12 protein-coding genes are annotated in these 12,607 nt (G+C 65.6%); 7 read left to right on the forward strand and 5 right to left on the reverse strand.

The window, feature by feature from the left end:
- Nucleotides 1-44: 44 nt before the first annotated feature.
- The 3 genes from disA to HTS88_RS11140 all read right to left on the reverse strand — a co-directional run bounded on the left by disA (nucleotide 45) and on the right by HTS88_RS11140 (nucleotide 2,151).
- The gene (disA, locus tag HTS88_RS11130) at nucleotides 45-1,121 is read right to left on the reverse strand and encodes a DNA integrity scanning diadenylate cyclase DisA (protein ID WP_066280172.1); all 1,077 of its coding nucleotides are present in this window, start codon (nucleotides 1,119-1,121) and stop codon (nucleotides 45-47) included.
- Between the two features lie 260 nt (nucleotides 1,122-1,381).
- Nucleotides 1,382-1,888, reverse strand: coding sequence for a 2'-5' RNA ligase family protein (locus HTS88_RS11135; protein WP_174178314.1), 507 nt, complete (start codon nucleotides 1,886-1,888; stop codon nucleotides 1,382-1,384).
- 56 nt (nucleotides 1,889-1,944) lie between these two features.
- Nucleotides 1,945-2,151, reverse strand: coding sequence for a hypothetical protein (locus HTS88_RS11140; RefSeq protein ID WP_174178316.1), 207 nt, complete (start codon nucleotides 2,149-2,151; stop codon nucleotides 1,945-1,947).
- A 258-nt stretch (nucleotides 2,152-2,409) separates the two neighbouring features.
- Between HTS88_RS11140 and HTS88_RS11145 the strand changes: the two genes are divergently transcribed.
- Together HTS88_RS11145 and HTS88_RS11150 are read left to right on the forward strand one after the other, a co-directional pair.
- On the forward strand, nucleotides 2,410-4,023 hold the full coding sequence (locus tag HTS88_RS11145) for a peptide chain release factor 3 (protein ID WP_174178318.1): 1,614 nt from the start codon (nucleotides 2,410-2,412) through the stop codon (nucleotides 4,021-4,023).
- Nucleotides 4,024-4,028: 5 nt separating this feature from the next.
- A complete protein-coding gene (locus HTS88_RS11150; RefSeq protein ID WP_343044937.1) occupies nucleotides 4,029-5,273 on the forward strand; it encodes a beta-ketoacyl-[acyl-carrier-protein] synthase family protein in 1,245 nt (414 codons plus the stop codon).
- Between the two features lie 135 nt (nucleotides 5,274-5,408).
- Here the strand turns inward: HTS88_RS11150 and HTS88_RS11155 are convergent, their stop codons facing one another.
- Complete coding sequence (locus HTS88_RS11155; protein WP_174178320.1) at nucleotides 5,409-5,882, reverse strand: NUDIX hydrolase; 474 nt, start codon at nucleotides 5,880-5,882, stop codon at nucleotides 5,409-5,411.
- 118 nt (nucleotides 5,883-6,000) lie between these two features.
- Here HTS88_RS11155 and HTS88_RS11160 point away from each other — a divergent pair, with 118 nt between their 5' ends.
- Nucleotides 6,001-6,273 (forward strand): hypothetical protein, encoded by a 273-nt coding sequence (locus HTS88_RS11160; RefSeq protein WP_174178322.1) that lies wholly within the window; start codon nucleotides 6,001-6,003, stop codon nucleotides 6,271-6,273.
- Here the strand turns inward: HTS88_RS11160 and radA are convergent, their stop codons facing one another.
- Nucleotides 6,274-7,647 (reverse strand): DNA repair protein RadA, encoded by a 1,374-nt coding sequence (gene radA / locus HTS88_RS11165; RefSeq protein WP_104185665.1) that lies wholly within the window; start codon nucleotides 7,645-7,647, stop codon nucleotides 6,274-6,276.
- A gap of 221 nt (nucleotides 7,648-7,868) precedes the next feature.
- Here radA and HTS88_RS11170 point away from each other — a divergent pair, with 221 nt between their 5' ends.
- From HTS88_RS11170 to HTS88_RS11185, 4 genes are read left to right on the forward strand one after another with little or no spacing between them, the layout of a single operon-like run.
- Nucleotides 7,869-9,134, forward strand: a complete 1,266-nt coding sequence (locus HTS88_RS11170; protein ID WP_174178443.1) for an ABC transporter substrate-binding protein — start codon at nucleotides 7,869-7,871, stop codon at nucleotides 9,132-9,134.
- A 58-nt stretch (nucleotides 9,135-9,192) separates the two neighbouring features.
- A complete protein-coding gene (locus tag HTS88_RS11175) occupies nucleotides 9,193-10,209 on the forward strand; it encodes a carbohydrate ABC transporter permease (RefSeq protein ID WP_174178324.1) in 1,017 nt (338 codons plus the stop codon).
- Nucleotides 10,206-11,126 (forward strand): carbohydrate ABC transporter permease, encoded by a 921-nt coding sequence (locus HTS88_RS11180; RefSeq protein ID WP_246256203.1) that lies wholly within the window; start codon nucleotides 10,206-10,208, stop codon nucleotides 11,124-11,126. The genes HTS88_RS11175 and HTS88_RS11180 overlap by 4 nt, the downstream gene beginning before the upstream one ends.
- Entirely contained in the window at nucleotides 11,126-12,568 is a 1,443-nt protein-coding gene (locus HTS88_RS11185) for a GH1 family beta-glucosidase (RefSeq protein WP_174178326.1), read from the forward strand. The genes HTS88_RS11180 and HTS88_RS11185 overlap by 1 nt, the downstream gene beginning before the upstream one ends.
- Nucleotides 12,569-12,607 lie beyond the last annotated feature (39 nt).

Below are 12,607 nucleotides of genomic sequence, written 5' to 3' on the forward strand. Positions count from 1 at the left end.
CGTTTTCAGCCTCGATAACGACGATTTCGGAGCAATCGATGAGGCTACAGGAAGCGGTCCAGCAGGCTTGCTTCCGCCATCCGGCTCAGGCCCTCACGGACGGTGCGGGCGCGCTGATCACCGATCCCGTCAACCGTCATCAGGTCATCGATGGTGGCGGCCATCAGGAACTGCAGCCCGCCAAAGTGGTCCACCAGGCGGTCCGCAACTGCCTTGGGAACTGCCTTCAGCCCGGAAAGCAGGCGGTAGCCGCGCGGCTGCACCACGGCGTCGAGGTTGGCCTCCCCGCCCGCGAACCCGACAATTCCGGAAATTTTTCCGAGGTCGATCAGCTCCGTGGGGCCAAGGCTGACCAGTGCGCTGACGGCGTTCTCGATGTCCTCCGGGGTGGCATCCGGAGCGCCGTAATCGCGGATGATGACGTCGCTGCCGGGACCCCGGCCGACGGTGAGCTCATCGAGTTGGAGGGAGAGGAGGCGGCCGTCCTCACCGAGTTCCAGGACATACTGGGCTATTTCCTCGGAGATCCGGCGGACCATTTCCTGCCGCTGCAGGGTCACGGCCACGTCCCGCACGGTCACCATGGCCTCGATTTCCAGGGCCGAGAGTGAACTGGTGACCTGGTCCAGGCGCGAGCGGTACCGCTCCAGCGTTGCGAGGGCCTGGTTGGCGCGGGCCAAAACTTTCTCAGAGCCCTCCAGGACGTGCCGGAGGCCGTTGACGTACAGGGCGATGATCTGCATGGACTGGCTGACTGAAATGACCGGCACCCCGGTCTGGATGGCAACGCGCTCGGCGGTGCGGTGCCGGGTGCCGGACTCCTGCGTTTCAATGCTGGAATCCGGGACAAGCTGGACGGCCGCGCGGAGGATGTTGCCGGCGTCCTTGTCGCAGATGATGGCGCCGTCCATCTTGGCGAGTTCGCGGAGCCGGGTGGGGGAGAAGTCGATGCCGATGTCGAAGCCGCCCGAGCAGATGGAGTCGATGGTCCGGTCCGAGCCGAGGACGATCAGCGCGCCGGTACGGCCCCGCAGGATCCGCTCCAGGCCGTCGCGAAGGGGGGTTCCGGGAGCCACTCTGCCCAAGGTAGCCCTGAGTGATTCTTCGGGGCTCCGCGCCATAGTGTTCCCTTCAAAGGTGCGGACCGCCGCCCGCAGGATTGCCGGCTTCAGCAGGTTGCCGGCAGGACCAGAAAATGCTCTGTTTCCCGCAAGCTCAATGATAGGGGCAAGAAACAGCGTCTTCCGCACGGGCAAGCCCTAAAGTGCCTCATTAGGGAGTGTGGGAAAGGCGGTCCGGAACGCGTCCGACGGTGGACGGCAGGGTGGGTATTTCGGCCCGCCTGCCGGCAGGCTGATACAGCGGTTTGATCCTGGCTGCTCTAGGCCGGGTTCGACAGCGAAGCCAGCGTCCTGGTGTTGCTGTCCCAGAGGCGGGCTTCCGTGCAGCGGCCCGCCAAACGCAGGTCCAGCAGGTCCATGGCCGTCCCGAGCTGGTGCGCAGGGACGCGCCGGGCAAGGGTGACATGGGGTGTCCAGGCATCCGGCAGGGTAAGTGGCAGGGCCCCGGAGATGCCAGCGTGGAGGAGGCCGTGCAGTTCAAGGAGCCGGCGGGTCACCACCACGGAGCGGGCCAGGACGTACGTTCCCGTCCGCGCGGGGAAGATGTGGACGCCGGAAAAGCTGATGTCCAGGGGCAGCCGCTGCCACAGGTTCCGGAGCGTGTCCGGTAGTTGCATGTCCGCGCCGGCCGCAAGGGTGATGTGGGGGCTGTTGCTGGGCGAGGTGTGGCCTGCCAGGCTGGGGATCCCGGCTTCCGCGAGCCTCGCCCAGTCAGCCCTGATAGCGGAATCAGTGGAATCCCCGAAGGTCAGCTCAATGCTCTGCATCCACCCATCATGCCGCCTACCACGGCCCAGGCTGCGCCCGGACGGCGGGAGCGGGGTCAGCGCATCCGCTCCCGCAGCATCCGTTCCAGATCCCTGCTGACTTTCGTCAGAGACGCCGCCCTGAGCGCTTTCTGCTCGGCAGGTGTCTGGGTTGCCCGGCGGTTGTGCTCGGCCGGACGGGACTGGTCACGGTCCCCGGCTGCAGCCAGTCCCGTGGCCAGGGGATCGAAGAAGAGGTTGCCGGAAAAGGAGATGCCCTGCACCGTTCAGGTCCTTTCCGGGCGCCGGCAGAAGCCGTCCCGCGCCGGGTTGTCTTTGGTCGTCATGCGGCCACGCTAACGGGAGGTCGTTTCACGGCCTTGAACGTCCGGTTTCGCGGGTGTTAAGCGGGTGCCGCAGCCGGTTTGCCGCCCTGCGATAAACTGGAACTTGGCCGTTTGCCAGCCCGTTTCCCCGGCCCCACCGCCGCAGTGCCTCACAGGCAGCGCCCGGGTAGTCCCAACCGCAGCGAAAGTAGCACCGTGTCCCAAGATGTCCTGACCCCCGCCCGGATCTCCGGTATTCACAAAGAGGCGGGCCGGCGTCGGACCTTTGCTGTCATTTCACACCCTGACGCTGGCAAGTCCACCCTGACCGAAGCGCTCGCCCTGCACGCCAAGGTGATCGGCACTGCCGGTGCCTCCAGCGGCAAGGCCAACCGCAAGGAAACCGTGTCCGACTGGATGCAGATGGAGAAGGACCGCGGCATTTCCATCAGCTCCGCGGCGCTCCAGTTCTCCTACCGGGACACCGTCATCAACCTGCTGGACACACCAGGCCACGCCGACTTCTCCGAGGACACCTACCGGGTGCTGGCCGCCGTCGACTGCGCCGTGATGCTGGTGGACGCCGCCAAGGGCCTGGAAACCCAGACCATGAAGCTGTTCGAGGTCTGCAAGCAGCGCAACCTGCCCATCATCACCGTCATCAACAAGTGGGACCGTCCCGGCCTGGACGCACTGGCCCTGATGGACGAAATCACCGAACGCACCGGCCTGCAGCCCATGCCCCTGACCTGGGCCGTGGGCATCTCCGGCGATTTCCGCGGCGTCTGGGACCTCCGCAACGACCGTTTCGCCCGGTTCCAGCGCAACAACGCCGGCGCGCAGATCGCCCTCACGGAGTACTTCACGCCCGAGGAAGCAGCCGAGAGCCAGGGCAGCAACTGGACGGACGCCGTGGACGAGGCGGGACTGGTGATCGAATCGAACCTGGAGTTCGACGTCGAGGCGTTTCATGCAGGCAAGGCCACCCCCATTCTCTTCAGCTCCGCCGCGCTCAACTTCGGCGTCAAGGAACTGCTGGACGCACTGGTGGATTTCGCTCCGCCGGCAGCCCCGCGCCCCGACGTGGACGGCAACCCACGACCGGTGGAATCGCCGTTCTCCGGTTTCGTGTTCAAGGTGCAGGCCGGCATGAACAAGGCCCACCGCGACCATGTGGCCTTCATCCGGGTGTGTTCCGGCGTCTTTGAGCGCGGAATGGTGGTCACGCAGACCCGGACCGGGAAATCCTTCGCCACCAAGTACGCGCAGCAGGTGTTCGGCCGGGAACGCGAAGTGATCGACGAGGCCTACCCCGGTGACGTCGTGGGCCTGGTTAACGCGTCCTCGCTGCGCGTGGGTGACAGCCTCTTCCTTGAGGGGCCGGTGGAATATCCCGCCATTCCGCTGTTCGCCCCCGAGCACTTCCAGGTGGCCCGCTCCAAGGACCCCAGCAAGTTCAAGCAGTTCCGCCGGGGCATCGAACAGCTCGAACACGAGGGCGTCATCCAGGTGCTCCGCTCCGACGTCCGCGGCGACCAGGCGCCGGTGCTTGCCGCCGTCGGGCCCATGCAGTTCGAGGTGGTGGAGGACCGCATGGCGCATGACTTCAGCGCCCCCATGCGGCTGGAACGCCTGCCCTACTCCCTCGCCAGGATTTCGACGGCGGACGCCATGCCGGCGCTCGCCAACGTCATCGGCGCCGAGGTTCTTTTGCGGTCCGACGGCGAGTACCTCGCCCTGTTTAACGACGTCTGGGCCCTGCGCCGCATTGAGAAGAACCACCCGGACCTCACCCTCGTGCCCATCGGCACCCACAACCCCGCAAAGTAGGAACCGTGAACGCAGGCCACAACAGCGCAGTTCAGCCCCGCGCCATCATCACCGGCGCCGGAACCATCAATCCGGTGGGTTCCACGGTCTCCGAGACCTGGGCCGGGCTGGTCGCGGGGAAATCCGGCATCGCCGCCCTTGGGGATGCCTGGACCGAACAGCTGCCCGTGAAGATCGCCGGGCAGGTCACCGCGGATCTCTCGGAGCACCTGAGCACCCGCGAGATGAAGCGGATGGACCGGTGCGGGCAGCTGGCGCTTATTGCTGCCCGGGAGGCGTGGGCCCAGGCTGGCGCCCCGGAGGTGGACCCGGAGCGTTTCGCCGTGGTGATCGGATCAGCCTACGGAGGGCTGGGCTCCACGCTGGAGCAGGACCGGACCCTCGCCGCCTCGGGCCCCCGCAAGGTCTCGCCGCACACGCTGACCAGGCTGATGGTCAACGGCCCCGCGGCCTGGGTGTCCATCGACCTCGGCGCCCGCGGCGGTGCGCGCACTCCGGTCAGCGCGTGCGCCTCAGGGGCTGAGGCGATTGTCCAGGCAGCCGAGATGATCCGCTCAGGAGCGGCCGACGTCGTTATTGCCGGCGGCGTTGACGCCTCCGTGAATGACCTGGTCATCACGGGTTTCTCCCAGATCCGCGCGCTGTCCACCCGCAACGATGACCCGCAGCGCGCATCACGTCCGTTCGACGGCGGCCGCGACGGCTTTGTCCTCGCCGAAGGCGCTGCCGTGGTGGTGCTGGAGAGCGAAGAGCACGCCCGCGCCCGCGGCGCCGGGATGCTCGGGGCAGTTGCCGGCGGGGCGGTAACGTCAGACGCCAACGACATCGTGGCAGCCGACCCCGCCATGCAGCGGCGGGTCATGCAGAAGGCCCTCGAGTCCGCGGGCCTGGCTGCGGAAGACATCGGTTTTATCCACGCCCACGCCACCTCCACGCCGGTGGGGGACAAGCTTGAGGGCCAGGCCATCAACGCGATTTTTGGTGCGGAGGTGCCGGTCACGTCCACCAAGGGCCACACCGGCCACCTCCTCGGCGGTGCCGGCTCCCTGGCCGCCGTGGTGGTTGTCGAGGCGCTGCGGACCGGGCTGCTTCCCGGGACCTTGAACGTCCAGGAACTGGACTCCGAAGTGGACCTCAACGTTGTTACCGAAGACGCCCACCGGCTCCAGCCGGGCTACAGCCCGGCCGGGCTGGTGAACGCCTTCGGCTTCGGCGGGCACAGTGTTGCCCTGGTGATCACCGGCGCCTAGGCCCTGCGAATCGGCCGATCACCCCGTCGCGCCTTACATCGCACCCGCATATGGACAACGCACCCCGGCGTGCGGGGGTGCAAAGACCATTGACGGGTGCCCGACGCCCGGCTAGTGGGAGACGCAGGACGAGCCCTAGGATTCCGCGCGGACGAGTTGCACCAGCGCATCGAGAACCGGCAGTTGCCCCTTCACCAGCTTGAGACGGGCTTCCGGTTCGGGGAACCAGCGGGCATCGTCGATTTCCGGGTAGTCCTGGATCCGGCCTGACCCTTTGGGCCACTCCAGCGGGAACGTGTTGCTGGCGATCCGTTCCGGCTGGAAGTCCTGCTCCGCGGTAAAGACGGTGATGACCTTGCCGGAGGGCTGCCTGAAGGCCCCGAGCAGCCGGTAGTCCGCAGCCGGAGCCGGAGTCCCCATTTCCTCGGCAAACTCGCGCAGGGCAGCGGCCAGGGGATCCTCGTCCTCCCCGTATTCACCCTTGGGGATGGACCATGCATGGGCGTCCTTGCGGGCCCAGAAGGGACCGCCCATGTGGGCTATCCACACCTCGAAGCCGCCTGGAGCCACCCTCCGGTACAGCAGGATTCCTGCGCTCAGAACGGGCATGTTTCCTCCGGTGGGTGGCTGTTTGAAAACTGTCGGTTGTTGCCGTCCAACGTTAACCCGCAGTTCACGGTGCTGCTTTAGGTTATTCCTTCAGGCACTCTGCTCGAAGGGACCAGTCATGGCCAGTATTGCCGAGGTGTTGGGACGTCTGACGCCGGAAGAACTAGATGAGCTCCACAGCCTTGGTCCACAGGGCCACCTGCCGCGGCACCTGGTTGACGCCCTGGACCGGGCGGCCGGCGGTCCCGGCTCCGGCCGCGGCTACTACGTGCCCACCGGCAACGTGAACAGCACCGGCGGCCCGCTGCTGGTGCTCCGCAGCGACGTGTCCGGCTGGCTGCTCAACTCCCGGCGTGACGACCCCGATTCGCTGCCACGCCACAACGGCTAACTAACCAATCAGCAGGCTCAACGCCTCGGTGAGGTGCTCCACTTCCCGTACGGAAAAACCGGCCGGGATGGGCCCCGGCCCTGCATGGCTGGCTGGAACAACGGCATGCGTAAACCCGAGCCGGTGCGCTTCCTGGATGCGCTGGTTGATGCCGGGCACCGGCCGGACTTCGCCGGCGAGGCCCACCTCGCCGAAGGCAATCAGCCGGATGGGGAGGGGTTTGCGGGCCTTTGCCGATGCTACGGCCAGGGCAACTGCAAGGTCCGTCGCCGGCTCGCTGAGCTTCACCCCGCCCACGGTGGCCACGTAGGAATCATCCTTGTGCAGCAGCGTTCCCGCGCGCTGCTGCAGGACAGCCAGCAGCATGGAAACCCGCGAGGAGTCCAGGCCGCTGGTGGCGCGCCGCGGCTGGGAATTTGGGCTCTCCGCCAGCAGGGACTGCACCTCGGCCAGCAGAGGGCGGCGGCCTTCCATGGTGACGGTGATGCAGGTGCCGGACACGGGTTCCTTGGTGCGGCTGACAAAGAGCCCGCTGGGGTCAGCCAGGCCCTGGATGCCGTCCTCGTTCAGGTCGAAGCAGCCAACATCGTCCGTGGGCCCGTAGCGGTTCTTGACGGCACGGAGCAGCCGGAGCCGCGAATGCCGCTCGCCCTCGAACTGGCACACCACGTCCACCAGGTGCTCCAGCAGCCGCGGCCCGGCAATGGAGCCGTCCTTTGTCACGTGTCCCACCAGGAGGGTGGTCATGTTCCGTCTCTTGGCCGCGGCGATTATGGACGCTGCCACTTCGCGGACCTGCGAAACGCCGCCGGCGCTGCCGTCGACATCCGCGCTGCTGAGGGTCTGCACCGAGTCCACGATCAGCAGCCGCGGCTCAATCTTCTCCACCTGCCCCAGGGCCTGGCCCAGGTCCGTTTCCGCAGAGAGGTACAGCGATTCGGCCACGGCGTCGATCCGCTCGGCGCGGAGCTTCACCTGGGCCGCTGATTCCTCACCGGTCACGTACAACACGTCCTGTGCGGTCCGGGCGAACTTCGCCGCAACGTCCAGCAGCAGGGTGGACTTGCCCACCCCGGGCTCACCCGCCAGCAGGATCACGGCGCCCGGAACCAGGCCGCCGCCCAGCACCCGGTCCAGCTCATCAACGCCCGTGGGCAGGAAGGCGGCCGTGGTGGCGTCCACCTCGGCAATCCGGCGGGCCGGCTCCAGGACTGTAGTGGCCGCCGTCGTCCGCGCAACAGCGGCGCCGGTCTCCTCAACGGTGCCCCACGCCTGGCACTCGCCGCACCGGCCCACCCACTTGACCGTGGTCCAGCCGCACTCAGCACATTTGTAGGCGGGCGCCTTGGAGGCCCGGGAAGTCTTCGTTGCCATGGATTCCACCCTAGTGGCGGGCACTGACAATCACCGGCACCGCACTTGCCTATGCTCCATTGCAGCGCTGAGAGAGCGCTCTCTTGACAGTGATCCGCGCCACGCCTACAGTTGAGGAACTTGCCAGAGAGCGCTCTCTCGGCGCCGGAAGTTCCCACAAAGGAGTGACGTTGAAATTCGTACGCCGACACACAGCGACCGCCATCGCGGGCGTGGCAGCCATGGCCCTGCTGGCCACAGGCTGCAGCAGCAGTCCGGAACAAGCAGCAAGCGCTGACAACCCCGTAGAGCTCACGGTCACCACCTTCGGGACCTTCGGCTACGACGATCTCTACGCCGAATACGAGGAAGCCAATCCCGGCGTCAAGGTCAAGGCCACCAATATCGACCGCGGGTCCAATGCCCGAACTGACGCCTTCACCAAGCTGGCCGCAGGATCCGGGCTCAGCGATGTCGTGGCCATCGAGGAGGGCTGGCTGGGTTCCATCATGGAAGTATCGGACCAGTTCGTGGACCTCAATGAGCATGGCGCAGCTGACATCAAGGACAACTGGGTGGACTGGAAGTTCAAGCAGGGCACGGATCCGGACGGCCGCGTCATCGGCTACGGAACGGACATCGGTCCGCAGGGGCTCTGCTACAACGGCAAGCTCTTCGAAGCTGCGGGAATGCCCAGCGACCGCGAATCAGTGGCCGAGCTCTTTGGTGGCGGCGACGCCACCTGGGAAACCTACTTCAAGCTCGGGGAGCAGTACAAGGCAGCCACCGGCAAGGCCTGGTATGACCAGTCCGGCTTCGTCTGGAACTCCATGGTGAACCAGATGGAAGAGGGCTACTACACCAAGGACGGGGAGCTGAACATCGAAGGCAACCCGGAGATGAAGGACAAATTCGAGATGCTTGCGGCCGGCACAGCGGCCGGTCTGTCCGCCAACCAGACCCAGTGGGACTGGGGTAACGGCAAGGCGTTCGTTGACGGCTCCTTCGCCACCTTCGTCTGCCCCGGCTGGATGCTCGGCACCATTAAGGGCCAGTTGGAATCCGCCGGCGGCGGCACGGAGAGCGGCTGGGACTTCGCCGACGTATTCCCGGGTGGGGCCTCCAACTGGGGCGGAGCTTTCCTTTCAGTGCCCAAGACATCGGAGCACCCTGCCGAGGCCGCAAAGCTGGCAGCCTGGCTGACCGCACCCGAGCAGCAGGTCAAGCAGTCGGCTGCCGCGAACAACTTCCCCAGCACGCTTAAAGCGCAGGAGAAGCTGGTGGCCGATGCGACTCCGAACGTGGTGTTCAACAATGCGCCCACCGGCGTCATCCTTGCCAACCGCGCCAAGGGCGTGGTGGCCCAGTTCAAGGGACCGGACGATTCCGTGATCCAGGAAAACGTGTTTGGTCCGGCACTTAAAATGCTCGACGCCGGAACGGCCGATGCTGACAAGGCCTGGTCCGAAGCGCTGACCCTCCTTAACGACCTGGTCGTAAACAACTAGCAACACCCGCTGTGGGGCCTCCCGGAAGGGAGGCCCCCCGATGGAGGGCAAGAGCCCAATGACAACCACCGTGAACCGCCCCGCCAAAACCCTGGCGGCCATCAAACCCAAACCCACCTTCAAACAGAGGCTCAACGTCTTCGACGTCAAAGCATCGCCCTACCTCTACATCGCACCTTTCTTTATCCTCTTCGCACTCGTGGGACTGTTCCCGCTGGTCTACACCTTCGTGGTCAGCCTCTTCGACTGGCACCTCCTCAAAGGCCAGGGAGACTTCGTGGGCCTGCAAAACTTCACTGAAGTCCTCCAGGACCGCTTCTTCTGGAACTCCCTGTTCAACACGGTCAGCATCTTCCTGCTGTCCGCGATACCGCAGCTTGCCGTGGCACTCTTCCTGGCCGCAGTACTGGACCAGAACCTCCGTGCCAAAACCTTCTGGCGGATGAGCGTGCTCCTGCCCTACATCGTCACCCCGGTGGCGGTGGCCATGATCTTCACCAACATGTTCGGCGAGCAGTACGGCCTCATCAATAACGTCCTGGGAAATTTTGGCCTGGATCCGGTGATGTGGAAGAACGAGACCCTGCCCAGCCACATTGCCATCGCCACCATGGTGAACTGGCGATGGACCGGCTATAACGCCCTTATCCTGCTGGCCGCAATGCAGGCCGTTCCCCGCGACCTGTACGAGTCCGCGGCGCTGGACGGCGCCGGAGCCCTCCGCCGCTTCTTCAGCATCACCCTGCCGAGCATCAGGCCCACCATGGTTTTTGTGGTCATTACCTCCACCATCGGCGGCCTGCAGATCTTCACCGAACCCCGGCTGTTCGATCCCGCGACCGCAGGCGGCTCCCAACGGCAGTTCCAGACCACCGTGCTGTACCTCTGGGAGATGGCCTTCCAGCGCCAGAACTTCGGCAAGGCTTCCACCATCGCCTGGCTCCTCTTCCTGATCATCGTGCTGTTCGGTGTCATCAACTACCTGATCTCACGTCGCATCGCCACAGCCGATGCCGCAAAGCCCACCCGGTCAACAAGGAGAGCCCGGAAACGCGCTGAAAGGACTACGCGATGAGCACCATCGAAGAGGCACCCCGTGCGACCGCCGGCGTCTTGCCCGCAGAAAAGAAGCCCTCCGGCCGCCCGGCACCCCTCCGCAAGCGCTTTGTGGGCTCGGGCGAAAAGCCAGGCTTCCTGACCTACGGCCTGCTCCTCGCCTTCCTGGTGTCCTCGGCCTACCCGCTGTGGTGGTCCGCCGTGATTGGCAGCCGCTCCAACGAGGCCCTCGGTGAAACCTGGCCGCCCCTGCTGCCCGGAGGAAACTTCTGGACGAACGTGGGCGAGGTCTTTGACACCATTCCGTTCTGGCTCGCCCTGGGCAACAGTGTCCTGATCTCCTCCATCATCACCCTGTCCGTGGTTGGCTTTTCCACCCTCGCCGGCTACGCCTTTGCGAAACTGCGCTTCAAGGGCCGGAACGGGCTCATGCTGATGGTGGTGGCCACCATGGCCATCCCGACGCAGCTTGGCATCATCCCGCTCTTCATGGTGATGAGGACCTTGGGCTGGACCGGCGAAATCGGAGCGGTGGTGGTGCCCACGCTGGTAACCGCGTTCGGCGTCTTCTTTATGCGGCAATACCTGGTGGACGTCATCCCGGATGAGCTCATTGAATCCGCACGGATGGACGGGGCAAACATGATTTCCACCTTCTGGCATGTGGCCATGCCGGCAGCAAAGCCTGCCATGGCCATCCTGGGGCTGTTCACGTTCATGACGGCCTGGACCGATTTCCTGTGGCCGCTGCTGGTCCTCGACGCCGGCAACCCCACTCTGCAGACGGCGCTGAGCCAGCTGCAGTCAGCCCGCTACGTGGACTACTCCGTGGTCCTCGCAGGAGCGGTGCTGGCAACACTGCCGCTATTGGTGCTCTTCGCACTTGCGGGCAAACAACTCATTTCAGGAATTATGCAAGGAGCAGTGAAGGGCTAATGCAGCACCCGACGTACCAGCGGCAGTGGCCCGAGGGCTTTATCTGGGGATCAGCGACGGCGGCTGCCCAGATCGAGGGCGCCGGCCGCGAGGGCGGCAAGGAAGAGTCCATCTGGGACCACTTTGCGCGGATTCCAGGGGCCATAGCCAACGGTGAAAACCTTGACCAGGCCGTGGACCACTACCACCGAATGCCACAGGACGTCCGGCTGATGAAAGAGCTCGGGCTGGACTCGTACCGCTTTTCCACCAGTTGGGCGCGGGTGCGTCCCGGGGGCAGGGCCGTCAACCGTGAGGGCCTGGACTTCTACTCCAGGCTGGTGGATGAGCTCCTTGAAGCCGGCATCCTGCCCTGGCTCACCCTGTACCACTGGGACCTGCCGCAGGCTCTTGAGGAAAAAGGCGGCTGGGCCAACCGGGATACCGCCTACAGGTTCGCGGAGTACGCCAATGACGTGTACTCGGCGCTGGGGGACCGGGTCCAGCACTGGACCACCTTCAATGAGCCGTTCTGTTCGTCGCTCCTGGGCTACGGCTCCGGCGTGCACGCCCCCGGCCGGCAGGAGCCAGCGGCCGCGATTGCCGCCGTGCACCACCAGCACCTTGCCCACGGGCTGGCCGTGAATGCGCTGCGGCAACGCGGCGCCCAGAACCTCGGCATTACGCTCAACCTCAGCAACTCCATTCCGCGGGACCCGCAGGACCCTGTCGACCTGGACGCTGCCCGGCGCTTCGACTCGTTGCAGAACCGCATCTTCCTCGACCCCCTCCTGCGGGGAGCCTACCCGGAAGACTCACTGCGTGACCTCGCCCCGTTCGGCCTGCCGGACGTGGTTCTTCCTGGCGACCTGGAACTCATCAGCGCGCCCCTGGAATTCCTGGGCGTGAACCACTATCACGACGACCTCATCAGCGGACACGCGGATGACGCCGGAAGCGACGGCCACTCCGGCGGTGCAGAGCGGGCCTCCGCCTCACCCTGGATCGGATCCGAGGACATCGCCTTTCCCAGCCGCGGCCTGCCGCGGACGGCGATGGGCTGGGAAGTGAATCCGGACGGGCTCCGCAAGCTGCTGGTCCGGCTGGGGGAGGAATACCCCTCGCTGCCGCCGCTTTACATCACCGAAAACGGAGCCGCGTACGAGGACACTGTCAGCCCCGACGGTGCCGTGCATGATGCGGAGCGTACCCGGTTCATCCTGGACCACGTGGCATCAGTAGGTGAAGCGATAGACCAGGGTGCCGACGTCCGCGGCTACTTTGTCTGGTCACTCCTGGACAACTTTGAGTGGTCCTGGGGCTATGGGAAGCGCTTCGGGATTGTCCGCGTCGATTACGGCACCCTGGAACGTACCGTCAAGGACAGCGGCAAGGCCTATGGCGGTTTGATAGCAGCCGCACAGCGGAGCACGTCCCGCCTCGCTCCGGCACTGCCCGCCTAAACTGAAACCCCCGGCACCTGTGCCAGCCAGACCACGGAG

It is taken from the genome of Pseudarthrobacter oxydans, assembly GCF_013314975.1.
Classification (GTDB): Bacteria; Actinomycetota; Actinomycetes; order Actinomycetales; family Micrococcaceae; genus Arthrobacter; species Arthrobacter oxydans.